A 22,021-nucleotide genomic window follows, 5' to 3' on the forward strand; every position below is an offset into this window, starting at 1 on the left:
CTCAGCGCTCCGCGTCGTAGTTGGTCATCACGGTGTAGAAGACCCATGACAGCAGAAGGACGATGAGGAAGTAGACCAGCGACATGGCTGCGGCCGGACCGAGGTCGAACTGGCCGAGCGCGGTCTTGACGAGGTCGATCGACAGGAATGTCGTCGAGTTGCCGGGACCGCCGCCCGTCACCACGAAGGGTTCGGTATAGATCATGAATGAGTCCATGAAGCGAAGCAGTACGGCGATCAGCAGCACCCTGTTCATCTTCGGCAGCTGGATGTAGCGGAACACCGCCCAGCGCGAGGCGCCATCGATCTTGGCCGCCTGATAGAAGGCATCCGGAATGGAGACCAGCCCGGCATAGCAGAGCAGCACGACGAGGCTGGTCCAGTGCCAGACATCCATGATGATGACGGTGACCCAGGCATCGAACGGGTCCTGCACATAGTTGTAGTCGATGCCGAGCGCGTTGACGTAGTAGCCGAGCAGACCGATGTCGTTGCGGCCGAAGACCTGCCAGATGGTGCCGACGACGTTCCACGGAATCAGCAGCGGCAGCGCCATGAGCACCAGGCAGACCGGCACGCCCCACCCCTTTTTCGGCATGTTGAGCGCGATGAAGATGCCGAGCGGCACTTCGATGGCCAGGATGATGAAGGAGAAGATCAGGTTGCGTACCATCGCTTCCCAGAAACGGCTGGAAGACAGCAGTTCCTCGAACCACTCAGTGCCGGCCCAGAAGAAGACGTTGTTGCCGAACGTGTCCTGCACCGAATAGTTGACCACGGTCATCAGCGGGATGACCGCCGAGAACGCCACCAGCACCAGCACCGGCAGCACCAGGAACCAGGCCTTGTTGTTCCAGGTCTTTTCCATCTATGCCCCCATCTCGACGCGCCAGGAATCGGCATAGATGTTGATGCCGACCGGCTCGAACCGCACCTTCGGATCGGCCGGCACGGTCTCGTCCTCGCCGATGACGGCCGCAATCTCGCGGCCTTCGAGCTTGGCGCGGACCACCTTGTGGCGGCCGAGATCCTCGACCTTGCTCACCTGCACGGCCATGCCGTCGCGGCCAAGCCGGACATATTCGGGACGGATGCCGAGTTCGATGGCGCCGCTGCCCGCTTTTGGCGCGCCCGGCAGTTCGATGCGCTGCGAGCCGAGCGTCGCCGTCTTGCCGTCGATGGCCACCGGCATGACGTTCATGCCGGGCGAGCCGATGAAATAACCGACAAAGGTATGGCGTGGCCGTTCGAACAGTTCGGCTGGCGTGCCGATCTGGACGATGCCGCCGTCATACATGACCACAACCTGGTCGGCGAAGGTCAGCGCCTCGGTCTGGTCGTGGGTCACATAGACCATGGTATAGCCGAAGCGGCGGTGCAGCTGCTTCAGCTGCGAGCGCAGCACCCATTTCATATGCGGGTCGATGACGGTCAGCGGCTCGTCGAACAGGATGGCGTTGACGTCGGAGCGCACCAGCCCGCGGCCGAGCGAGATCTTCTGCTTCTGGTCGGCGGTCAGCCCCCTCGCCTTCTTCTTCGCCCAGGACGCCAGGTCGATCATCTCCAGCGTCTCGCGCACCTTGCGGTCGACATCGGCTTCCGGCACGCCGCGATTGCGCAGCGGGAAGGCCAGATTGTCGTAGACGGTCATGGTGTCGTAGATGACCGGGAACTGGAACACCTGCGCGATATTGCGCTCCTGCGTCGACAAATTGGTCACGTCCTTGCCGTTGAACAGCAACTGACCGTGCGACGGGTGCAGCAATCCCGAAATGATGTTGAGCAGCGTGGTCTTGCCGCAGCCCGATGGCCCGAGCAGCGCATAGGCGCCGCCGTCCTCGAAGGTGTGGTGCACTTCCCTGAGCGCGAAATCGGCATCCTTCCGAGGGTTCGGCAGATAGGAATGCCTGACATGGTTGACGTCTATGCGTGCCATATCTTTCCCCTCAAGCCGCCAGCTTCGGCGCGGCCACGGCACGGCCGTGCTCGTCGAAGACCATGATGTGGCGCGGATCAATGAACACCTCGATCTCGGCGTCGGGTTCGAAGTCGCGGATGCCGTGGCTCAGCATCACCCAGCGTGCATCCGCGAAATCGAGATGGATGAAGCTTTCCGAGCCGGTGATTTCGGTGATCGTCACCTTGGCGCGCACCGGCACAGCGGCGGCATTGGGCCGATCGAGCGACAGGTGATGCGGCTGAAAACCGACCGTGTACATGGCATCGGCAATGCCGGCGAGATCGGCGGGCACCGGCAGTTTGACCCCACCTTCCAGCAGGAAATCCCCACCTTTCTTGGCCAGCACGATGGTGTTGAGCGGCGGGTCGGCGAAAGTCTTGGCCGTCACCAGATCGACCGGTTTGCGGAACACGTCGATGGTCGGTCCGAACTGGGTAATCCGCCCTTCGGAAAGCGTCGCCGTGTTGCCGCCGAGCAGCAGCGCTTCGTGCGGCTCGGTCGTGGCGTAGACGAAGATGGTGCCGGCGGCGGCGAAGATCCTGGGCAATTCGGCGCGCAGTTCCTCGCGCAATTTGTAGTCGAGATTGGCGAGCGGTTCGTCGAGCAGCACCAGGCTGGCGTTCTTGACGATGGCGCGCGCCAGTGCGGTGCGCTGCTGCTGGCCACCGGACAGGCTCAGCGGCGTGCGGTCGAGATAGGGCGTCAGCTTGAGAAGTGCTGCGGCATGGCGCACTTCCTTGTCGATCTTCGCCTGATCGGTTCCCGCCACCCTGAGCGGCGAGGCGATGTTCTCGTAGACGGTCATCGCCGGATAGTTGATGAACTGCTGGTAGACCATGGCGATCTTGCGCTTCTGCACCGGCACGCCGGTGACATTCTGGCCGTCGAACCAGATCGAACCGGAGGTTGGCACGTCGAGGCCGGCCATCAGCCGCATCAGGCTGGTCTTGCCCGAAAGCGTCGGTCCGAGCAGGACATTGAGCGAGCCGTGCTGGAGCGTCAGCGACACATCGCTTATATGCGCGGCAGCACCGACCGTCTTGGTGACGTTTCTCAGTTCCAGCATGACGCCTCCTCCCAGGCCTTCCGCATCAGCTCAAACCCCTCTTCATTCGGCAGCCGCGACATGGCGCCGGCTTATGCCGTGCATGAATTCATCGAGAGCCGCCACCTGCTCGCGGCTGAGATGCAGACCGCGCTTGGTACGGCGCCACAATACATCTTCCGATGTGACGGCCCATTCGTTTTGAACGAGATAGCGCACCTCGGCCTCGTAGAGATCGGCGCCGAAGTTGCGGCCGAGATCGACGTTCGATTTGGCCAGCCCCAGCAGCATCCTTGCGCGGGTGCCATAGAGCCGGGTCAGCCGGCGAGCCAGGCGCGCGTCGAGGAACGGATAGGCAGTCTTCAGTTTCGCCACTTCGGCATCGAAACCGGTGGCCGGGAAATCGCCGCCCGGCAACGGCGCGTTTGCCGTCCACGGCTTGCCGCGTTTACCCAGAAAACCCTCGATCTTTTCCAGCATCGATTCCGACAGCCGGCGATAGGTGGTGATCTTGCCGCCGAAGGCGTTGACGATCGGGGCGGCACCCTCGCCGCCATCGGCCTTGAGCACATAGTCGCGCGTCGCTTCCTGCGCCTTGGAGGCTCCGTCATCATAGAGCGGACGGACGGCGGAATAGGTCCAGACGATGTCCGAGCGCTTGACGGCTTCAGCGAAATATTCGCTTGCTGCGGCGCAGAGATAGTCGATCTCGGTGTCGCTGATCCTCACGTCATGCGGATCACCGGGATAATCCTGGTCCGTGGTGCCGATCAGGGTGAACTCTTCCTCGTAGGGAATGGCGAAGATGATGCGACCATCCCTGTTCTGGAAGAAATAGGCGCGCGGATCGTCGAACTTCCTGGCGATGACGATGTGGCTGCCCTGCACGAGGCGGACATTGTGCACATCGTTGAGGCCGACGACGCCGGAAAGCACATGATCGACCCAGGGGCCGGCGGCATTGACCAGCAGGCGCGCCTTGATCTCCTCGGTCTCGCCGGTCTGCAGATCCTCGACCTGGACCGTCCACAAGCCGTTTTCGCGGCGCGCGCCGGTCACTTTCGTGCGGGTGCGGACCGTTGCGCCGCGGTCGGCCGCATCACGTGCGTTCAGCGCCACCAGCCGCGCATCATTGACCCAGCCATCCGAATATTCGAAGGCCTTCTTGAATAGCGGCTTCAAAGGCTTGCCGGCCGGATCCCTGGCCATGTCCAGCGTCCGGGTCGCCGGCAGCAATTTGCGCCCGCCAATGTGGTCGTAGAGGAAGAGACCGAGCCTGATCAGCCAGGCCGGGCGCAGGCCCTTGGCATAGGGCAGCACGAAGCGCATCGGCCAGATGATGTGCGGCGCGTTCTTCCACAGAACCTCGCGCTCCATCAGCGCTTCGCGCACCAGGCGGAATTCGTAGAATTCGAGGTAGCGCAGGCCGCCATGGATCAATTTGGTCGAGCCCGAGGAGGTCCCGCTGGCGAGGTCGTTCATCTCGGCGAGAAAGACGGAAAAGCCACGCCCGACGGCGTCGCGGGCGATACCGCAGCCATTGATGCCGCCGCCTATGACGAAAATGTCACGGATCGGAGATGCGTCCACAAATTCCTCCAGCGATTTCGCATTGCACCATTTTTGGGCTTTTACGAAACCGTGTCGGAATTATTTCGAAATGATAACGAATGTCAAACGAAATATCACGGGCGCGTGATATCAGCTGAAAAACCGCCTAGGCGAGCGATGTCTCGATCAGCTGAACCTCGGCCTCCTGGCAGATCTTGCGCACCGAGGGGATGTCGCAACGGTCGGTGATGAAGGTGTTGACCTGCGACAGATGGCCGATGCGCACCGGTGCGGTTCGCTCGAATTTGGTCTGGTCGGAAACCAGGATGACATGCCTTGCATTGGCGATGATCGCCTGCGCCACCTTGACCTCGCGAAAATCGAAGTCGAGCAAGGCGCCGTCATGGTCGATGGCGGATGCGCCGATCACCGCGTAATCGACCTTGAACTGCCTGATGAAATCGACCGCCGCCTCGCCGACCACACCGCCATCGGAACCGCGCACGACACCACCGGCGATCACCACTTCGATCGACGGATATATCCGCATCCTATTGGCAACATTGATGTTATTGGTGATGACCATGAGACCGTTGTGATCGAGCAACGCCTTGCTGACCGACTCGGTCGTGGTGCCGATGTTGATGAACAGCGAGGCGTTGTCGGGGATCAGCCTGGCTGCCGCACGGCCGATCGCCTCCTTCTCGTCGGCGGCAATCTTGCGTCTCGCCTCATACTCCATGTTCTCGATGCCGGAGGGGTACAGCGCGCCGCCATGGATGCGCGAGAGCAGCCGCTGATCGCACAAATCGTTGAGGTCCTTGCGTATGGTCTGCGGCGTCACATTGAAGTGGTTGGCCAGATCATCGACCAGCACGCGGCCGTGATCCTTGGCCATCTGGATAATCTCGGCATGGCGCGGCGACAGATACATGGAGAACCTCCCGTTTTCGTTTTTCTTGTCTATAGTCGAAAACGAAACCGATGAAAAGGCATAAGCCGGCTAACGAAATCAGCGACCCAGGCCACGTGCGATTTCAGTAATCACCACAAAAGCCGTTTCGACATCGGCGGCGGTTGCCTCGAACTGTCCGACCTGGAACCGGATTGCGATCAGTCCATCAACCTTCGTCTGCGTCAGGTAGATGCGGCCATCGTCGTTGATCGCATTGACAAGGCGCAGATTGTGCTCGTCCCCGTCGGTTGCGGTCTTGTGCCGGAACGAGAACAACGACAGCATCGGTTCGCTGACGATCTCGAAATCCGGCTCCCTTGCCAGCCGCGCCGCCAGCCCTTCGCTCCACGCGACATGATTGCGGATCATCGTGCGCAGGCGCTCCAGGCCATGGGCGCGCAGCAGGAACCATAATTTCAACGCACGAAATCGCCTGCCGAGCGGTACCGACCATTCGGAATAGTTGATGATGCCGTCATGACCGTGCGTCTTCAGATAATCCGGCTTGATGGCCAGCGTCCTGACATGGCTTTCAGGGTCGCGCAGGAACTGGATCGAGCAGTCGAACTGAGCGCCCAGCCATTTGTGCGGATTGAAAACAATCGAATCGGCGCCTTCGACGCCTGTCCAGAAATGCCGATATTCCGGACAGATCATCGCCGATCCCGCCCAGGCGGCATCGACATGGAGATAAAGCCCATGCCGCCGTGCCAGCTCGGCAACCGCAGCAATGTCGTCGGTGCCGCCAGTGCTGGTGCCGCCGACGCAAGCGATGATGCCCGCCGGCAGCATGCCGGCTTCCCGGTCGGCGACGATTGCCGCCTCGAGCGCGGCCGTGTCCATGGCGCGAAAGCGGCCGCTGACGGGAATGCGCACGAGATTGTCCTCGCCGATGCCGGACACCCAGATCGCCCGGTCGATCGACGTGTGCACCTGGTCGGAGGAGTAGATGCGCAGCCGCGCCTGCCCTGCCAAGCCCTGTTTGTTGCCTTGCCAGTCGAGTGCCCGTTCGCGCATGGTCAGCACCGCGGCCAACGTCGCCGATGAGGCTGAATCCTGGATTACGCCCGAGAAGCCTTCCGGCAGACCGAGCGCCTGGCGCATCCAGTCGACGGTGCGCGTTTCGAGTTCGGTCGCCGCCGGCGACGTCTGCCACAGCATGCATTGCGCGGCCATCGCCGAAACCAGATATTCCGCCACCACCGAAACCGGCGCCGCATTGGCCGGGAAATAGGCGAAGAAGCGCGGATGCTGCCAATGCGTCATTCCCGGCAGGATCTTCTCTTCGAAATCGGCGAAGATCCGGTCCATCGGTTCGGCGTCTTCGGGCGGCGAAACCTCGATGCTTCTAGAAATGGCGCCGGGTTCTACCAGTGGCCGCACGGGGCGGTCGCGCAGATTGTTGCGATAGTCAGCGCCCCAGTCGGCGGCGCGCCGCGACCATTGCCGGAAATCATCATTGTTCATCCTGTCCTCCCGACATGATCCATCGCTACCATCCGTCGCGGTTGATCTCTTATTAATTAACGCGTGAAATATATGCAACCAGCAACGGATGCCGCACGCCTCAGCCAGGGAAATCCGGCAGGCTGGCAAAAGCCGTCTTCAGCGCATTCGACCAGCCGTCGGAGATCGTGCGGTAATACTGGTCGTCCTGGCCGATCCGCTTCTTCAATCCGACCTTGAAAGCGTCCTTCTCCAGGAAGAGCAGGTCGAGCGGCAAGCCGACAGACAGGTTCGACTTCAACGTCGAATCGAAAGACACCAAAAGCAGCTTCACCGTCTCGGCGAGGCTCATCGTCTTTTCGTAGGCGCGGATGATGATCGGCTTGCCGTATTTGGTCTCGCCTATCTGGAAGAACGGCGTGTCATCGGTCGATTCGATGAAATTGCCTTCGGGATAGATCATGAACAGGCGCGGCTCGCTGCCCTTGATCTGACCGCCGAGGATGAAGGACGCATTGAAATAGGAATCCGCCTTCTCGCCAGCGGGTGACGAATTGGCGATAACCTCCTTGACCGTGTCGCCAACAATGCGGACCGTTTGGTACATCGACGGCGTTTCGAGCAGTGTGGAATGTCTTTCGGAGACTGCCTTGGTGCGCTCGTCAAGCAGGCTGACCACGGCCTGCGTCGTCGCCAGATTGCCCGCCGACATCAAAACGATGACGCGTTCGCCCGGCTCCTCCCAGACATGCATCTTGCGAAAGGTGGAGATGGAATCCATGCCTGCATTGGTGCGCGTGTCGGACATGAACACGAGCCCGCGATCGATCTTCAGGCCAACGCAATAGGTCATGGAATCTCTTCTAGAGCAATTCCAGGAAAAGTGTGAAGCGGTTTTCCGTCCGGAATTGCGTTAAAACAAAGGGATAGAGCGGTTCGGGGTTCCTTGAAACGATGAACCGCTCGGCAGCAATCTTGCGGAGGATTACTGCTCCACCGTGACGGTGACCGCAAGCTGTTCTTCCGCCTGTCCCAGCCGAATTCCCGACACCGGCGTGGCGTCGCGGTAATCGCGGCCCGTCGCCACCTTTACATAACGCTCGTCGGGTGAAATGCCATTGGCGGCATCGAAGGCAACCCAGCCGAGACCCGAAACATGCGCTTCGGCCCAGGCATGGCTGGCCGCCTGCTCGACCGTCGCATCCAGCATCAGATAGCCGCTGACATAGCGGGCCGGAAAGCCCATGGCGCGGGCGGCGGCGGCAAAGATATGGGTATGATCCTGGCAGACCCCGGTCTTGAGCGCCAAGGCTTCCTCCGCCGGCGTCGTCGCATTGGTCGTGCCGGGCGTGTAGGCGACGCGCTCTCCGATGACAGCCATCAGCCGGTGCAGCCGTTCGATGTCGCTGCCCTTGCCAACCGATGCGGCGAGTTCGCGGATACCGCTGCCGATCACCGTCAATGGTGTCTCATGGCTGTACAGCCAGAGCGGCGTGAAGCCCTGGTGTGGCCCCGAGACGCCCGCGGTGTCGCGCGTCACCACTTCGCCCGACGCCTCGACCGTGATGAAGTCGCGCTCGCCCTCGACGCTCAACAGCCTTGTGTCGTTGCCGAAATGGTCGACAAAGCGGACCTCTTCGCGCGCGCCTTCGATCGCCAGAGCCCAGGACAGAACGGTCTGCGTCGACCCGCTGACCGGAAGCAGCCGCAGCCGCTGCAACAGATAGTGCACCGGCGTATCGTAACGGTACTCAGTTCGGTGGGTAATCTTCAGCCGCATGCTTCTATTCCGTTTGTGAGCGCGATCTCCGGACAAACGGTTTCCGTTTGTCTAAGAAAACCGGCTCCTTTCGGGACCATGCTCAATTGAACCGATAATCTTGTGCGATTTCGTCGCCCAGCTTGGTGTTGTCGCGAATGAAATTGGCCAGGAATTCATGCAGCCCGGTATCGAAGATATCCTTGATCGACCCGGCTCTCAGCATTGTCTGCGTCTTCTCGGCCGTTGCGTGGCAGGCATGGCGCTCGCCGTAATCGTCGCCGAGGAATTTCAGATGCTCCGACAGGAAGCGATAGCAGAACATCAGCGAACGCGGCATGCGGACATTGAGGATCAGATAGTCGGCAATGTTGGTCGGCTTGTAATCAGCATCGTAGACCCAGCGATAGGAGCGATGCGCCGAGACCGAACGCAGGATCGATTCCCACTGATAATTGTCGAGCGTCGAGCCAACCCAGGAGATCGACGGCAGCAGCACATAATATTTCACGTCGAGGATGCGCGCCGTGTTGTCGGCGCGCTCGACGTAAGTGCCGAGTTGCGAGAAGTCGAAGATCTCGTTGCGCAGCATGGTGCCGTAGAACGAGCCGCGGATCAGCGCCGTCTCGCGCTTGATGGCGTCGAGCACGCTTGGCAGGTCGCGCTCGTCGATCGGCTTGGCCAGCATCCGCTTCAGCGCCATCCAGGCTTCGTTGATGCTTTCCCAGGTCTCGCGCGTCAGCGCGGTGCGCACCATGCGGGCATTGTTGCGGGCTGTCTCGATGGACGACATCGTGCTCGATGGGTTCGACGTGTCGCGCAACAGGAAGTCGGCGACATTGGCGGCGGTATAGTCGGAATATTTCTGGCTGAAGGTGACGTCGGAACCAGCGCTGAGCAGCACCGAATTCCACTCTTCCGAGGCGCTTTGGGTGCGGGTCAGCGCCATGCGCAGGCCGGCATCGACCAAGCGCGCCATGTTTTCCGCCCGCTCGATATAGCGGTTCATCCAATAAAGCCCGTTTGCGGTGCGGCCTAAAAGCATGAAGTGGCCCTTCGGGCTAGTGAGTATCGAATAGTGAGTAGTGAATATTAAGCAATTGAACCTCAATGAAATATGGCATTCCTGTCCCTCTATTTCCGCTACTGACTACTGACTATTCCCTACTCACTCGTCTCAATCATCCAACACCCAAGTATCTTTCGTCCCGCCGCCCTGCGACGAGTTCACAACCAGCGAACCTTCCTTCAACGCGACGCGTGTGAGGCCCCCAGGCACGATCTGGATGCGGTCGGAGACCAGCACATAGGGCCTGAGATCGACGTGGCGCGGCGCCAGCCCTTTTTCCGTCAGGATCGGGCATGTCGACAGCGCCAGCGTTGGCTGGGCAATATAATTCGATGGCTTGGCCGCCAACTTCTTGGCGAAGGTCTCGCATTCCTTCTTGGTTGCCGCAGGCCCGACCAGCATGCCGTAGCCGCCGGAACCGTGCACTTCCTTGATCACCAGCTCGTCGATGTGTTCGAGCACGTATTTCAGGCTGTCGGGCTCCGAGCAGCGCCAGGTCGGAATGTTGCCCAGGATTGCCTTGCGACCGGTGTAGAACTCGATGATCTCGGGCATGTAGGAATAGATCGCCTTGTCGTCGGCTATGCCGGTGCCCGGCGCATTGGCGATGGTGATGTTGCCGGCGCGATAGACATCCATGATGCCGGGTATGCCAAGTGCGGAATCCGGACGGAACGTCAACGGGTCCAGGAAAGAATCATCGACGCGGCGGTAGAGCACATCGATCTGCTTGTAGCCTTCCGTCGTGCGCATCGCGACATGGCCGTCGACCACGCGCAGGTCCTGGCCTTCGACCAACTGCACGCCCATCTGGTCGGCAAGGAAGGCGTGTTCGAAATAGGCGGAGTTAAAGCTGCCGGGCGTCAGCACCGCAATGGTCGGCGCACCTTTGGTGCTTTGCGGCCGCACCGCCGCCAGCGACTGGCGCAGAAGCTGCGGGTAGTTTTCCACCGGCCGCACCTTGATCTTCTGGAACAGCTCGGGGAACAGCTGCATCATCGTCTCGCGGTTCTCCAGCATGTAGGAGACGCCGGACGGCGTGCGCGCATTGTCCTCCAGGACGTAGAACTCGTCCTCCGAGATGCGGACGATGTCGACGCCGATGATGTGGGTATAGACGCCGGCCGGCGGCCTGACCCCGATCATCTCCGGCAGGAATGCCTCATTCCTGGCGATCAATTCCCTGGGGACGCGCCCTGCCCGCAGGATTTCCTGGCGATGATAGATGTCGTCGAGGAAGGCGTTCAGCGCCTGCACGCGCTGCTCGATGCCCTGCGTGAGGCGCCGCCATTCATTGCCTGAAATGATGCGGGGAACGATGTCGAACGGGATCAGCCGCTCGGAGGCTTCTTGCTCACCATAGACGGCGAAGGTGATGCCGGTCTTGCGGAAGACGCGCTCAGCGTCCTGCATCTTCTCGGTCAGCCTGGCTGGATCCTGCTCCTTCAGCCAGCGATCATACGCCGAATACGGTCTTCTCAATCCGGAGACTTCCGGAAGCATTTCATCGAACGCTGCCAATCGCATACTCCCCTGTGACGCCATTTCACTGGCGTCGCCGGAGAAAATCAAGCGCAATCGGTGATTTGGGAGATACGGGCGATCAGTATGTTGCGCCTGCCTAAAATTGAGGCAGCTGAAATATGACCTTGATCAGCCTTTGCCTCGTGCCCGGGCAAATGCGTTTACCAGCTAGAAAGCACGGAACGTGACGACGGTGAACGTGTCCTTGATGCCGGGGAGAATCTGCACCTTTTCGTTGACGAAATGGCCGACGTCTTCCTCGTCGTCGACATAGAATTTGGCGAGCAGATCGTAGTTGCCGGCGGTGGAGTAGATTTCCGAGGCGATCTCGGCATCGGCAAGCGCGCTGGCAACCTCATAGGATTTGCCGAGCTCGCATTTGATCTGCACGAAAAACGCCTTCATGGCTTCGTCCCGCTAAACGTCCAAGTCCAGCGGCCCTTCTGGCAGACTGGAGGCGGGCTTTCAAGCGCTGGAATCCGTACTCTGCCGGCCCAGGCCTGGGCTGCGATCTGCCGCAGCTCTCCGCCAGCATGCAACCTGCCGCCGAGCGCCAGCGATTATTCGCGATCGCTGAAACCGCGATGCGCTGCCAAGCGTATGTTATGATGCGTCTTCGGACAGCACCATTTCAAGGGAAGATGTTTCGCGGGACAACGGAGACAGGCCATGCGCCGCGCCTTTTTCGCATTCGCAGTCGTTCCATTCCTCTGGGTGTCGTCGGCATTGGCCGGCGATGCCGAGATCAAGGCAGGCCAGTCCGTTATCGACGGTCAGCTAAAGGCCCTCATCGCCAATGACGGCGCCACCGCCTACAGCTTCGCCGCCCCGAATGTGAAGCGGATCTTCCCGACCGTCGATGCCTTCATGAACATGGTGACCAACGGCTATCCGCCGGTGCGCAAGCCGCAGACTTATTCCTTCGGCAAGGTCGAGGAGACCGGTCCGGGTTCGATCGTCCAGCAGGTGCTGATCGTCGGCCCCGATGGCAAGGATTACGAGGCGGTCTATACGCTGCAGCAGCAGCCCGACGGCACGTTCCAGATCACCGGCTGCAGCCTGCGCGCCTCGAATTCGCTCAGCACTTGAGGCCTTACAGCAACGGGATATCGCCCCTCGCCCAGCCCTCGGTGATTTCGGCGCCGCGCGCCTCGAAGGTGCCAGCTTCGATCGCAGCGCGGATGTCCTGCATCAGTTTCTGGTAGTAGGACAGGTTGTTCCACGTCAAAAGCATGGCGCCGAGCGCTTCCTGCGAGCGCACCAGATGATGCAGATAGGCGCGTGAGTAGTCCCGGGCGGCCGGGCAGTCGCTTTCCTCGTCCAGTGGGCGCGGATCGTCAGCATGGCGGGCGTTGCGCAGATTTACCTTGCCGCGCCTTGTATAGGCGAGGCCGTGGCGGCCGGCCCGTGTCGGCATCACGCAGTCGAACATGTCGATGCCGCGCGCCACCGATTTCAGGATATCGTCAGGCGTGCCGACGCCCATCAGATAGCGCGGTTTGTCCGCCGGCAGCTCCGGACAGGTGATGTCGAGCATCTCGAGCATCACCGCTTGCGGTTCGCCGACGGCCAGGCCGCCGACCGCATAGCCCTTCAACTCCATCGCGCTCAGCGCCTGCGCCGATCGCACCCGCAGCGCTGCGTTGTCGCCGCCTTGCACGATGCCGAACATCGCCTTGCCCGGCTGGTCGCCGAACGCCGTCTTGCAGCGCTCGGCCCAGCGCAGCGACAGCTCCATGGCGCGCTCGATCTCCTTCATTTCGGCCGGCAGCGCCGTGCATTCGTCGAGCTGCATCTGGATATCGGAATCGAGCAGTCCCTGGATCTCGATGGACCGCTCCGGCGACATCTCGTAGGCGGCGCCATCGATATGCGAGCGGAAGGTGACGCCCTTTTCGGTCAGCTTTCTCAGCTTCGACAGCGACATGACTTGGAAGCCGCCACTGTCGGTCAGGATCGGATGCGGCCAGCGGGCGAATTCATGCAAGCCGCCGAGCCGCGCCACACGCTCGGCGCCTGGCCGCAGCATCAGATGGTAGGTGTTGCCAAGGATGATGTCGGCGCCGACGCCGCGCACCTGGTCCATATACATCGTCTTGACGGTACCGCCGGTGCCGACCGGCATGAAGGCCGGCGTGCGGATTTCGCCGCGCGGCATGTCGATCACGCCGCGCCGCGCCTTGCCGTCGATTGCCAGAACCTTGAAGCTGAACTGCTTAGCCATTGAATTCCTTGTCGTGGACCGGGGCGTCCGGCGCCTGCTTGTCGAGCGACTGGCGGTAGTGGATGCAGCCGCGCATGAATTTTGGCCAGGGCGGCACGGCGATCGATGGTTCGTTTTTTTCCGGCAGCAGGTTCCACAGATCGGGGTGATGCCAGCACAATTCATGGCCGGTGGAATCGCGGTGCTGGCGAATGCCGGCGCGCAGTTTTTTCACTTCCGCGATCAGCGCATCGCGGTCAAAGGCTTGCAGATCATCGTCCATCGCTCGTCTCCGCTCGGAAAAGCAGGCTTGCGTCGCCATAGGAATAGAATCTGTAACGGTTCTCGATCGCATGGGCATAGGCCGCGCGCATCGTGTCGAGGCCGCTGAAGGCCGAAACCAGCATGAACAGAGTCGAGCGCGGCAGATGGAAATTGGTCATCAGCATGTCGGCGGTGCGAAAACAGTAGCCGGGCGTGATGAAGATATCGGTCGGGCCGGACCACGCAGCCAGAGTACCGTCCTCACGCGCCGCACTCTCCAGCAGACGCAGCGAGGTCGTGCCGACAGCAACGATGCGCCCGCCCCTTGCTCTTGCGGCATTCAGGGCGTCCGCAGTGGCTTCGCTGACCGACCCGGTCTCGGCATGCATCTTGTGGTCGGCGGTGTCGTCCGCCTTCACCGGCAGGAACGTACCGGCGCCGACATGCAAGGTGACGAAGCGGCGTTCGACGCCTTTGGCGTCAAGCGCTGCAAAAAGCTCCGGCGTGAAATGCAGGCCCGCTGTCGGAGCCGCGACGGCGCCTTCCTCGCTTGCATAGATGGTCTGGTAATCGGCCCGGTCGCGTTCGTCGTCGTCGCGTTTCGAGGCGATATAGGGCGGCAGCGGAATATGGCCTACCGCGTGCAGCGCCTCGTCGAGGAACGGCCCCGACAGATCGAAGCCAAGCAGCGCCTCGCCGCCCTCGCCTTTCTCGATCACCGTGGCGTCGAGCTGACCGAGGAAACAGGAATTGCCGTCATGGCCGAAATGGATGCGGTCGCCGGCGGCAATGCGCTTGCCCGGCCGCATGAAGGCCAGCCAGCGGTCCGGCGCCATGCGCATATGCAGCGTGGCTTCGACCTGCGCCGTCGCCTCGCCCCGCCGCCTTATGCCTTTGAGTTGCGCCGGAATGACCTTGGTGTCGTTGAACACCAGCACGTCGCCGGCACTGAGCAAGGACGGCAGGTCGCCAACCGTCCGGTCCTCGAGCCCTTCGCCGGGCTTGACCAGAAGCATCTTGGCGCTGTCACGCGGCTGCGCCGGGCGGAGCGCGATGCGCTCCTCCGGCAAGTCGAAGTCAAAGACATCGACGCGCATCAGTAGAGCCGGACGAGCAGCGCTCCGGCCAAGAGCAGCACCGCGCCGGCAACGCGTCCCAGCGAGATTTCACGCACCGCGACGCCGAGGAAGCCGACGCGGTCGATGAGCATGCCGGCCAGCAACTGGCCGGCGACCAGAAACGCCATCAGCGCGGCAGCACCTATGCGTGGCGTCAGGATCGTCGACAGCGTGACATAGAAACCGCCGAGCATGCCGCCGGCCACGAACAGCCAGGGCGCCGGCGCTTTCCAGTCGAGCGAGATGCCTTGCAGCTTCACCACCGTAACGGAGATGATGCCGAGCACGATCGCGCCCGACAGGAACGAAAACGCAGCCGCCGCGACCGGGAGACCCAGGCCGCGCGCCAGCTGCGAATTGATCGGCGCCTGAATGGCAATGAAGGCGCCGGACAGGATGCCGAGAAGCGACCAGACGACGCCCATCATTGTCGTTTGCCCTTACTTGACGTCGGCCGCGACCTTCAGCGACACGATCTTGTCGGGATCCTGCACCGGCTCGCCGCGCTTGATCTTGTCGACATTGTCCATGCCTTCGATGACCTGGCCCCAGACCGTGTACTGGCGGTTGAGGAAGGCGGCATCGTCGAAGCAGATGAAGAACTGCGAATTGGCCGAGTTCGGGTTCTGCGAACGGGCCATCGAGCAGGTGCCGCGGCCATGGTTGGCGTTGGAAAATTCGGCCTTCAGGTCCGGCTTCTCAGAGCCGCCCATGCCCGCGCGGGACGGCGCGAAGGAAGGCTTGCTCGAATTGCCGAACTTGACGTCGCCGGTCTGGGCCATGAAGCCTTCGATGACGCGGTGGAAGACCACGCCGTCATAGGCGCCTTCCCTAGCCAGTTCCTTGATGCGGGAGACGTGGCCCGGCGCCAGGTCGGGGAAAAGTTCGATGACGACCGTGCCCTTGGTCGTTTCCATGATGAGCGCGTTCTCGCGGTCCTTGATTTCGGCCATGTCAGATATCCTTTTGAGAAAACAGAGTTATTTGGCAATTTTACTTGTCTGCGGCGATGCGCACCTTGATCATCCGGTCGGGGTCGGAGACCGTGCCGTTATCCGCCTGGTCGCCCTTCTTGATGTGATCCACCAGTTCCATGCCGCTGACGACATTGCCGACGATGGTGTACTGGCCGTCGAGCGGCGGTGCCGGAGCGAACATGATGAAGAACTGCGAATTGGCCGAATTGGGGTCCTGCGAGCGGGCCATGCCGACCACGCCGCGCTTGTAATGTTCGGTCTGCGAGAATTCGGCCGGCAGGTCGGGCAGGTCGGAACCGCCAGTGCCGACGGCCTCGGCGCTGAAACCTTTTTTCATATTGCCGAACTTGACGTCGCCGGTCTGCGCCATGAAGTCGTCTATGACGCGGTGGAAGGCGACGTTGTCATAGGCGCCTTGGCGCACCAGCTTCTTGATCTGCTCGACATGCTTTGGCGCCAGATCGGGCCGAAGCGCAATGGTGACGTCGCCGTCCTTCAGCGTGATGACCATGGTGTTTTCCGGGTCGGCGGCGAAGGCCGAGACCGATGCGGTCACAAGACCGGCAAGCACAACGAGGAACGAGGCGAGCTTTTTCAGCTGCATATCTATCTCCGGAATCTTATTTCGCGAATTTGGCGGTGAGCGCACCGGCAACCGCCGCCGGGACGAAGGGGCGGATGTTGCCTCCCATAGAGGCAATCTGGCGGACAAGTGTGGCGGTAATGGTGCGCACGGACGGGCTGGCGGGCAGAAAAACCGTCTGCAACTCAGGTGCCATAGTCTCGTTCATGCCGGCCATCTGCATCTCATAGTCGAGGTCGGTGCCGTCGCGCAGGCCGCGGATCATGATCGAGGCGCCGTGCTTCCTGGCGGCGTCGATGACCAGCCCGTCGAAGGCGACGACCTTGATACGGGCACCATCGCTGCCGAATTCCGCCTTCGCCGCCGTCTCGATCAGCTTCACCCGCTCCTCGAAGGAAAACAGCGGCTGCTTGCCCGGATGGATGCCGATCGCCGCGTAGACGATGTCGGCCACGGCCAGCGATGCCTTCAGCACATCGAGATGGCCGTTGGTCAGCGGGTCGAAGGAGCCGGCATAGAGGGCGATGCGTTCGGTCATGGCAGGTGCTTCTAATGCATGATCCCAAAAAGTGGAAACCGGTTTTTGCGGACAAACGGTTTTTCGTTTGTCCTAGAGATCATGCTCAAATGAAGCTAGAGCCTGATCCATCTTCCGTCCACCAAGATGGAACAGGCTCTAGCGAGCCTCTCTCGCAAAGGCAAATCCGATCGGCGCGCCGGCCGTGAACCTTTTCCGGCACATGAACGACAGATGAACACGCTGATCACGAAGCCTTCACGCAGCGTTCACTAGGTTGCACCTTAATTAGATGAAACCAAAATCCCATCTATCCGTTGTTAGGCGCAGGAGAACACGCACATGCTGATCTACATGCTCGCCACCGCAATGACCGTCGCCATGCTGATCGCCACCGTATTTGGGCTGCATCAGGAGGCACAACGCATCCGCGTCAAGGCAAACACCAAGCGCTTCGAAGGCTTCGGCCCGCGTAAGCCATATCGCCACTACTGATAAAGCCTGAACTTGCTGCCGCGCCGGCCAGTTGGCCGGCGTTGCCATGTCAAAACCTGGGTGCCGGACTTAGTCCGCACCCTCCGGACCGGCGTCAGACGCCGCAGCGGCATCGGCACCGCCCTCGACGGTCTCTTCGGTTTCTTCGTCCGCTTGCGGTTCAGAGATCCGCTCGACCGAAACCACCTTTTCGCCTTCAGCCGTGTTGAAGATGGTCACGCCCTTGGTGGCGCGGCTGGCGAAACGAATGCCGTTGACCGGCACCCGGATGACGGTGCCGCCGTCCGACACCAGCATGATCTGGTCGTCATTGCCGACCGGGAAGGTCGCCACCAGCCTGCCAATCTCGGCCGCCTTCGACACGTCGGTGGCGCGGATGCCCTTGCCGCCGCGTCCGGTCAGCCGGAAATCATAGGACGACGAACGCTTGCCGTAGCCGAATTCGGTCACCGTCAGCACGTACTGTTCGTGCGCCTTGAGTTCTTCGTATCGGCTGTCGGAAAGCTCTGTCTCCTCGCCGATCTCCTCATTGGTCAGCGCGATCTCTTCCTCTTCTCCGGCCGTTTCCGTGGCAAGCCGCCGCTCCGCCGCCGCGCGCTTCAGGTAAGCGGCGCGTTCCGCCGGCGAAGCATCGACATGCTCGATCACCGACATCGAGATGATGCGGTCGGTCTCGGCCATGGTTATGCCGCGCACACCGACCGAATTGCGGCTCTGGAAGACGCGCACGTCGCCGACGGAGAAGCGTATGCACTGGCCGGAACTGGCGGTCAGCAGCACGTCGTCCTTGTCGGTGCAGGTTTCGACGCCGAGGATCTCGTCGCCTTCTTCCTCCAGCTTCATGGCGATCTTGCCGTTGCGGTTGACCTGGACGAAGTCGGATAGATCGTTGCGGCGCACGGTGCCACGCGTGGTGGCGAACATGACGTAGAGTTCGCCCCAACTGGCCTCGTCCTCCGGCAGCGGCATGATGGTGGTGATGCGCTCGCCCTGCTCCAGCGGCAGCATGTTGATCAGCGCCTTGCCGCGTGACTGCGGATTGCCGATCGGCAGCCGCCAGACCTTTTCTTTGTAGACGATGCCGCGCGAGGAGAAGAACAGCACCGGCGTATGGGTGTTGGCGACGAACAGCCGGGTGACGAAATCCTCTTCCTTGGTCGACATGCCGGAGCGGCCCTTGCCGCCGCGGCGCTGCGCCCGGTAGAGCGACAGCGGCACGCGCTTGATGTAGCCGGAATGGCTCACCGTCACGACCATGTCTTCGCGCTGGATCAGATCCTCGTCTTCCATGTCCGAACCGCCGTCGGTGAGCTCGGTGCGGCGCGGCGTGCCGAACTCGTCGCGCACGGCGGCAAGCTCGTCCTTGACGATCTGCTGGACGCGCGCGCGGGAAGACAAAATGTCCAGATAATCGATGATTTCGGCGCCGATCGTGTTCAACTCGTCGGCGATCTCGTCGCGACCGAGCGCGGTCAGGCGCTGCAGGCGCAGCTCGAGGATGGCGCGCGCCTGCTCCTCGGACAGATTGTAGGTACCGTCCTCGTTGATCCGGTGGCGTGGGTCATCGATCAGGAGGATCAGAGATTCCACGTCGCCAGAGGGCCAGCGCCGCTCCATCAACTGCTCACGCGCCGTCTGCGGATCCGGCGCGGTGCGGATCAGCTTGATGACTTCGTCGATGTTGGCGACTGCGATAGCGAGACCGACCAGCACATGGGCGCGATCGCGCGCCTTGCGCAGCAGGAACTTCGTCCGCCTTGTGATCACCTCCTCGCGGAAGGCGACGAAAGCCTTCAGCATATCGGTCAGGTTCATCACTTCCGGCTTGCCGCCATTCAGCGCCACCATATTGGCGCCGAAAGAGGTCTGCAGCGGCGTGAAGCGGTAGAGCTGATTGAGGATGACGTCGGCAACGGCGTCGCGCTTCAGCTCGATGACGACCCGGTAGCCCTGGCGGTCGCTCTCGTCGCGGATATCGGAAATGCCCTCGATGCGCTTGTCGCGCACCAGTTCAGCCATCTTCTCGATCATCGACGACTTGTTCACCTGGTAGGGAACTTCGGTGATGATGATGGACTCGCGGTCGTTGCCGCGCTGTTCGATGTTGACGCGCCCGCGCATGACGATGGAGCCGCGGCCGGTCGAATAGGCGCTGTAGATGCCCGAACGGCCAAGCACGATGCCACCGGTCGGGAAATCCGGCCCCGGAATGATCTCCATAAGCGCCGGCAGGTCGATCGCCGGATTGTCGATGATGGCGATGGCGCCATTGCAGACTTCACCGAGATTGTGCGGCGGGATGTTGGTCGCCATGCCGACGGCGATGCCGCCCGAGCCATTGACCAGAAGGTTGGGAAAACGTGCCGGCAGAACCTTAGGTTCGCTGCCGGAAGCATCATACGTGTCCTGGAAATCGACGGTATCCTTGTCGATATCCTCCAGGAGCTCGTGCGCGACCTTGGTCAGCCGCGCTTCCGTGTAGCGCATCGCCGCAGGCGGATCGCCGTCGATGGAGCCGAAATTGCCCTGCCCGTCGATCAACGGAACGCGCAACGACCAGTCCTGCGCCATGCGCACCAAGGCGTCATAGATGGAAGCATCGCCATGCGGATGGTATTTACCCATCACGTCGGCGACAGGACGCGCCGACTTCACATATTTGCGGTTCCAATGGTAGCCGCTCTCATGGGCGGCGAAGAGAATGCGGCGATGCACCGGCTTCAGGCCGTCGCGCACGTCCGGCAGCGCACGGCTGACGATCACGCTCATGGCGTAATCGAGATAGGAGCGCTGCATCTCCTCGACGATGGATATCGGCTCGATGCCGGTGGGGCCGCCGTCGGCGCCGCGCGGTGTCTTCTGGTCGGTCAAATCGGATCACAATCTAATCAGGAATCACTTGGTGCTTATATAGGAAGCAAGCCCGAAACTCCAACCTTCACGGCACTTTTCCAGTGTCATTTTTGATGGTAATTTCAAATGGATACCGATGATTGCGACGATATGGCCAAGGCGGTTTTCGCCGCCTTGACGCAAAAGCCTGCGCGTCTGCCTTTGCGGTGCACCGGGCCGATTCACCAAGCAGAAACGACCTATGCGCCACGGCGGCTGCGATACTGGCTTGGCGTCTGCCCCATGATCCGCCGAAAACGACGATTGAAGGTCGACAGATCGCTGAAGCCAGCGCCGAAAGCGATCGCGGAAACCGTATCGTCCGACATGCGTAGCCGCACCGCGGCCCTGTGCAATCGCGTCTTGAGCAGGAATTGGTAGGGGGTCATGCCCGCCACCTGCCGGAAGATGCGCAGGAAATGATACGGACTGGTCGCCGTCCCATCGGCAAGCGCTGAAAGGGAAACCGGCCCGTCGGCATCGAGTTCGATGCGCCGCACAGCTTCGGCAACCCGTTTTTGATCGCGGCGGCTCGGCGCGCGCCTGACATGCGTAGCGCCGGAGGCTGTAGCTACGGCAGCACCGGCCATGCGGAGGGAAAGTTCCTCGAAGGCGTCGATGTCGGCCGTCTCGCGAGCGGTTTCCGCCTCGGCCAGGAGTGGCGCCAGGACCGGCAAAGGCGGCAGGCGCGCCGCCTCGAAAGCCAGCTTCCTGGCGCCCGGCACGCCAGCCGCGATCCGCTCCATGTAGGACGGCCTGAAATGGAACGAGAGGCAATGGTCGCCGCCGCCATGCTCGTGCCCGCATTCGTAACATGTGCCGGGATTGCCGAGCAGGAGCGCGCCGGGCGCCAGCATCGCCGTTCCTTGTTGGGCGCGGTAGCGGAACGTGCCGCTGGTGACTGCAGCCACACAGAAATCCTGATGCGCCTCCTCGAACGGCCGGCCGGCGCCGGCCGTGCAGATCACATCCGTCACATGCCAACCGGCTCCGGATGCGAGACTATGCGTGGTCGTCGTCATAGTCGAAATATAGCAATTTTTCCCAAGCCCAGAACCCCGTAACCGCCTATTCCCTCCCAATCTCCTGACAAGAAGAGGCCACAACCATGTTCGATCAATCTTCGTTTGCCGATGCTCTGCATAGCCCCGGACCGATCGAAGGCCTTGCCGAAAAACTGAGCCTTTACGGCCGCTTCGTCGGCGCCTGGACTTTCGACGCCTCGCGCCACCTCGAGGACGGCACGGTGCTGACAGGGCGCGGCGAGGTGCATTTCGGCTGGGTGCTGGAAGGCCGGGCGATCCAGGACGTCTGGATCCTGCCCGCGCGGGACACTGGTTCCCAGCCTTCGCTCGGCAAATGGACTTTTTATGGCACGACGCTGCGCGTCTATGATCCCGGCGCGGATGCCTGGCACATCTTCTGGAGCGACCCGCGCAACCAGTATTTCAGCCGCCAGCTCGGCCGCGCCGAGGGCGACACGATCGTGCAAGTGGGCACCGACGGCACCGGCAGCTCAGTACGCTGGGGCTTTTCACGCATCACCGAAAACGCCTTCCGATGGCTGGGCGAGCGCTCGCACGACAATGGCGCGACATGGCGGCTGGAGGTCGAGTTCCTGGCGCGCCGAGCGGTTTGATCGCCGAAGAATGCAGCAGCCCGG

The 22,021-nt window shown here is 61.7% G+C and carries 23 protein-coding genes; 3 read left to right on the plus strand and 20 right to left on the minus strand.

Annotated features, from left to right (window positions below; genetic code table 11):
- Position 1 precedes the first annotated feature (1 nt).
- From LB559_RS00515 to LB559_RS00565, 11 genes are all read right to left on the minus strand, one after another.
- Positions 2–868: a carbohydrate ABC transporter permease gene (locus tag LB559_RS00515; protein ID WP_013531810.1), complete on the minus strand. Its 867-nt coding sequence runs from the start codon at positions 866–868 to the stop codon at positions 2–4.
- A complete protein-coding gene (locus LB559_RS00520) occupies positions 869–1,936 on the minus strand; it encodes an ABC transporter ATP-binding protein (protein WP_224672847.1) in 1,068 nt (355 codons plus the stop codon).
- Between the two features lie 10 nt (positions 1,937–1,946).
- Positions 1,947–3,026 carry an ABC transporter ATP-binding protein gene (locus LB559_RS00525; RefSeq protein ID WP_224672848.1) on the minus strand — a complete coding sequence of 360 codons (1,080 nt, stop codon included), beginning with the start codon at positions 3,024–3,026 and terminating at the stop codon, positions 1,947–1,949.
- Positions 3,027–3,068: 42 nt separating this feature from the next.
- Complete coding sequence (gene glpD, locus LB559_RS00530) at positions 3,069–4,595, minus strand: glycerol-3-phosphate dehydrogenase (RefSeq protein ID WP_013531813.1); 1,527 nt, start codon at positions 4,593–4,595, stop codon at positions 3,069–3,071.
- A gap of 127 nt (positions 4,596–4,722) precedes the next feature.
- Positions 4,723–5,490 (minus strand): DeoR/GlpR family DNA-binding transcription regulator, encoded by a 768-nt coding sequence (locus LB559_RS00535; RefSeq protein WP_013531814.1) that lies wholly within the window; start codon positions 5,488–5,490, stop codon positions 4,723–4,725.
- Between the two features lie 78 nt (positions 5,491–5,568).
- Positions 5,569–6,978: a pyridoxal phosphate-dependent decarboxylase family protein gene (locus LB559_RS00540; protein ID WP_224672849.1), complete on the minus strand. Its 1,410-nt coding sequence runs from the start codon at positions 6,976–6,978 to the stop codon at positions 5,569–5,571.
- 100 nt (positions 6,979–7,078) lie between these two features.
- Positions 7,079–7,810 carry a peptidase gene (locus LB559_RS00545; protein WP_027161528.1) on the minus strand — a complete coding sequence of 244 codons (732 nt, stop codon included), beginning with the start codon at positions 7,808–7,810 and terminating at the stop codon, positions 7,079–7,081.
- Between the two features lie 132 nt (positions 7,811–7,942).
- Positions 7,943–8,737 carry a transglutaminase domain-containing protein gene (locus LB559_RS00550; RefSeq protein WP_063172085.1) on the minus strand — a complete coding sequence of 265 codons (795 nt, stop codon included), beginning with the start codon at positions 8,735–8,737 and terminating at the stop codon, positions 7,943–7,945.
- A gap of 82 nt (positions 8,738–8,819) precedes the next feature.
- A complete protein-coding gene (locus tag LB559_RS00555) occupies positions 8,820–9,761 on the minus strand; it encodes an alpha-E domain-containing protein (protein WP_024503501.1) in 942 nt (313 codons plus the stop codon).
- Positions 9,762–9,893: 132 nt separating this feature from the next.
- Positions 9,894–11,306, minus strand: coding sequence for a circularly permuted type 2 ATP-grasp protein (locus LB559_RS00560; protein ID WP_024503502.1), 1,413 nt, complete (start codon positions 11,304–11,306; stop codon positions 9,894–9,896).
- Between the two features lie 171 nt (positions 11,307–11,477).
- Positions 11,478–11,714 (minus strand): Lrp/AsnC family transcriptional regulator, encoded by a 237-nt coding sequence (locus tag LB559_RS00565; protein WP_010909609.1) that lies wholly within the window; start codon positions 11,712–11,714, stop codon positions 11,478–11,480.
- Positions 11,715–11,978: 264 nt separating this feature from the next.
- Between LB559_RS00565 and LB559_RS00570 the strand changes: the two genes are divergently transcribed.
- The gene (locus LB559_RS00570; protein WP_013531820.1) at positions 11,979–12,398 is read left to right on the plus strand and encodes a DUF4864 domain-containing protein; all 420 of its coding nucleotides are present in this window, start codon (positions 11,979–11,981) and stop codon (positions 12,396–12,398) included.
- Positions 12,399–12,402: 4 nt separating this feature from the next.
- On the opposite strand, the gene tgt is transcribed toward LB559_RS00570, so the two are convergent.
- The 7 genes from tgt to coaD form a co-directional block, all read right to left on the minus strand.
- Positions 12,403–13,533 carry a tRNA guanosine(34) transglycosylase Tgt gene (tgt, locus tag LB559_RS00575; RefSeq protein WP_024503503.1) on the minus strand — a complete coding sequence of 377 codons (1,131 nt, stop codon included), beginning with the start codon at positions 13,531–13,533 and terminating at the stop codon, positions 12,403–12,405.
- Positions 13,526–13,795 carry a hypothetical protein gene (locus LB559_RS00580; protein ID WP_224672850.1) on the minus strand — a complete coding sequence of 90 codons (270 nt, stop codon included), beginning with the start codon at positions 13,793–13,795 and terminating at the stop codon, positions 13,526–13,528. Before LB559_RS00580 ends, tgt begins: the two co-directional genes overlap by 8 nt.
- Positions 13,785–14,873, minus strand: a complete 1,089-nt coding sequence (gene queA / locus LB559_RS00585) for a tRNA preQ1(34) S-adenosylmethionine ribosyltransferase-isomerase QueA (protein ID WP_224672851.1) — start codon at positions 14,871–14,873, stop codon at positions 13,785–13,787. Before queA ends, LB559_RS00580 begins: the two co-directional genes overlap by 11 nt.
- A complete protein-coding gene (locus LB559_RS00590) occupies positions 14,873–15,322 on the minus strand; it encodes a DMT family transporter (protein WP_013531824.1) in 450 nt (149 codons plus the stop codon). Before LB559_RS00590 ends, queA begins: the two co-directional genes overlap by 1 nt.
- A gap of 12 nt (positions 15,323–15,334) precedes the next feature.
- Positions 15,335–15,847, minus strand: a complete 513-nt coding sequence (locus tag LB559_RS00595; RefSeq protein ID WP_013531825.1) for a peptidylprolyl isomerase — start codon at positions 15,845–15,847, stop codon at positions 15,335–15,337.
- A gap of 40 nt (positions 15,848–15,887) precedes the next feature.
- Entirely contained in the window at positions 15,888–16,382 is a 495-nt protein-coding gene (locus LB559_RS00600; protein ID WP_224673095.1) for a peptidylprolyl isomerase, read from the minus strand.
- Positions 16,383–16,491: 109 nt separating this feature from the next.
- A complete protein-coding gene (coaD, locus tag LB559_RS00605) occupies positions 16,492–16,992 on the minus strand; it encodes a pantetheine-phosphate adenylyltransferase (RefSeq protein ID WP_013531827.1) in 501 nt (166 codons plus the stop codon).
- A gap of 321 nt (positions 16,993–17,313) precedes the next feature.
- Here coaD and LB559_RS00610 point away from each other — a divergent pair, with 321 nt between their 5' ends.
- On the plus strand, positions 17,314–17,466 hold the full coding sequence (locus LB559_RS00610; RefSeq protein WP_081714296.1) for a hypothetical protein: 153 nt from the start codon (positions 17,314–17,316) through the stop codon (positions 17,464–17,466).
- 69 nt (positions 17,467–17,535) lie between these two features.
- On the opposite strand, the gene gyrA is transcribed toward LB559_RS00610, so the two are convergent.
- Together gyrA and LB559_RS00620 are read right to left on the minus strand one after the other, a co-directional pair.
- A complete protein-coding gene (gene gyrA, locus LB559_RS00615) occupies positions 17,536–20,337 on the minus strand; it encodes a DNA gyrase subunit A (RefSeq protein WP_224672852.1) in 2,802 nt (933 codons plus the stop codon).
- Positions 20,338–20,558: 221 nt separating this feature from the next.
- Positions 20,559–21,380, minus strand: coding sequence for a helix-turn-helix transcriptional regulator (locus LB559_RS00620; RefSeq protein ID WP_224672853.1), 822 nt, complete (start codon positions 21,378–21,380; stop codon positions 20,559–20,561).
- 86 nt (positions 21,381–21,466) lie between these two features.
- On the opposite strand from LB559_RS00620, the gene LB559_RS00625 reads away from it, so the two are divergent.
- Complete coding sequence (locus LB559_RS00625) at positions 21,467–21,997, plus strand: hypothetical protein (RefSeq protein ID WP_013531831.1); 531 nt, start codon at positions 21,467–21,469, stop codon at positions 21,995–21,997.
- The last annotated feature ends 24 nt before the right edge of the window (positions 21,998–22,021 follow it).

The sequence above is a fragment of the Mesorhizobium sp. BR1-1-3 genome (genome assembly GCF_020165455.1).
GTDB lineage: Bacteria > Pseudomonadota > Alphaproteobacteria > Rhizobiales > Rhizobiaceae > Mesorhizobium > Mesorhizobium ciceri.

Excerpts from the sequence above, each read along its gene's own strand:
- LB559_RS00595 (WP_013531825.1), bottom strand. The coding sequence starts at position 15,847 with ATGGCCGAAATCAAGGACCGCGAGAACGCGCTCATCATGGAAACGACC.
- LB559_RS00610 (WP_081714296.1), top strand. The coding sequence starts at position 17,314 with ATGCTGATCTACATGCTCGCCACCGCAATGACCGTCGCCATGCTGATC.
- LB559_RS00600 (WP_224673095.1), bottom strand. The coding sequence starts at position 16,382 with ATGGTCATCACGCTGAAGGACGGCGACGTCACCATTGCGCTTCGGCCC.
- LB559_RS00570 (WP_013531820.1), top strand. The coding sequence starts at position 11,979 with ATGCGCCGCGCCTTTTTCGCATTCGCAGTCGTTCCATTCCTCTGGGTG.
- coaD (WP_013531827.1), bottom strand. The coding sequence starts at position 16,992 with ATGACCGAACGCATCGCCCTCTATGCCGGCTCCTTCGACCCGCTGACC.
- LB559_RS00535 (WP_013531814.1), bottom strand. The coding sequence starts at position 5,490 with ATGTATCTGTCGCCGCGCCATGCCGAGATTATCCAGATGGCCAAGGAT.
- LB559_RS00590 (WP_013531824.1), bottom strand. The coding sequence starts at position 15,322 with ATGATGGGCGTCGTCTGGTCGCTTCTCGGCATCCTGTCCGGCGCCTTC.
- LB559_RS00550 (WP_063172085.1), bottom strand. The coding sequence starts at position 8,737 with ATGCGGCTGAAGATTACCCACCGAACTGAGTACCGTTACGATACGCCG.
- LB559_RS00545 (WP_027161528.1), bottom strand. The coding sequence starts at position 7,810 with ATGACCTATTGCGTTGGCCTGAAGATCGATCGCGGGCTCGTGTTCATG.
- LB559_RS00580 (WP_224672850.1), bottom strand. The coding sequence starts at position 13,795 with ATGGACGATGATCTGCAAGCCTTTGACCGCGATGCGCTGATCGCGGAA.
- LB559_RS00525 (WP_224672848.1), bottom strand. The coding sequence starts at position 3,026 with ATGCTGGAACTGAGAAACGTCACCAAGACGGTCGGTGCTGCCGCGCAT.
- LB559_RS00515 (WP_013531810.1), bottom strand. The coding sequence starts at position 868 with ATGGAAAAGACCTGGAACAACAAGGCCTGGTTCCTGGTGCTGCCGGTG.
- queA (WP_224672851.1), bottom strand. The coding sequence starts at position 14,873 with ATGCGCGTCGATGTCTTTGACTTCGACTTGCCGGAGGAGCGCATCGCG.
- LB559_RS00520 (WP_224672847.1), bottom strand. The coding sequence starts at position 1,936 with ATGGCACGCATAGACGTCAACCATGTCAGGCATTCCTATCTGCCGAAC.
- LB559_RS00625 (WP_013531831.1), top strand. The coding sequence starts at position 21,467 with ATGTTCGATCAATCTTCGTTTGCCGATGCTCTGCATAGCCCCGGACCG.
- LB559_RS00565 (WP_010909609.1), bottom strand. The coding sequence starts at position 11,714 with ATGAAGGCGTTTTTCGTGCAGATCAAATGCGAGCTCGGCAAATCCTAT.
- tgt (WP_024503503.1), bottom strand. The coding sequence starts at position 13,533 with ATGGCTAAGCAGTTCAGCTTCAAGGTTCTGGCAATCGACGGCAAGGCG.
- LB559_RS00555 (WP_024503501.1), bottom strand. The coding sequence starts at position 9,761 with ATGCTTTTAGGCCGCACCGCAAACGGGCTTTATTGGATGAACCGCTAT.
- LB559_RS00620 (WP_224672853.1), bottom strand. The coding sequence starts at position 21,380 with ATGACGACGACCACGCATAGTCTCGCATCCGGAGCCGGTTGGCATGTG.
- LB559_RS00540 (WP_224672849.1), bottom strand. The coding sequence starts at position 6,978 with ATGAACAATGATGATTTCCGGCAATGGTCGCGGCGCGCCGCCGACTGG.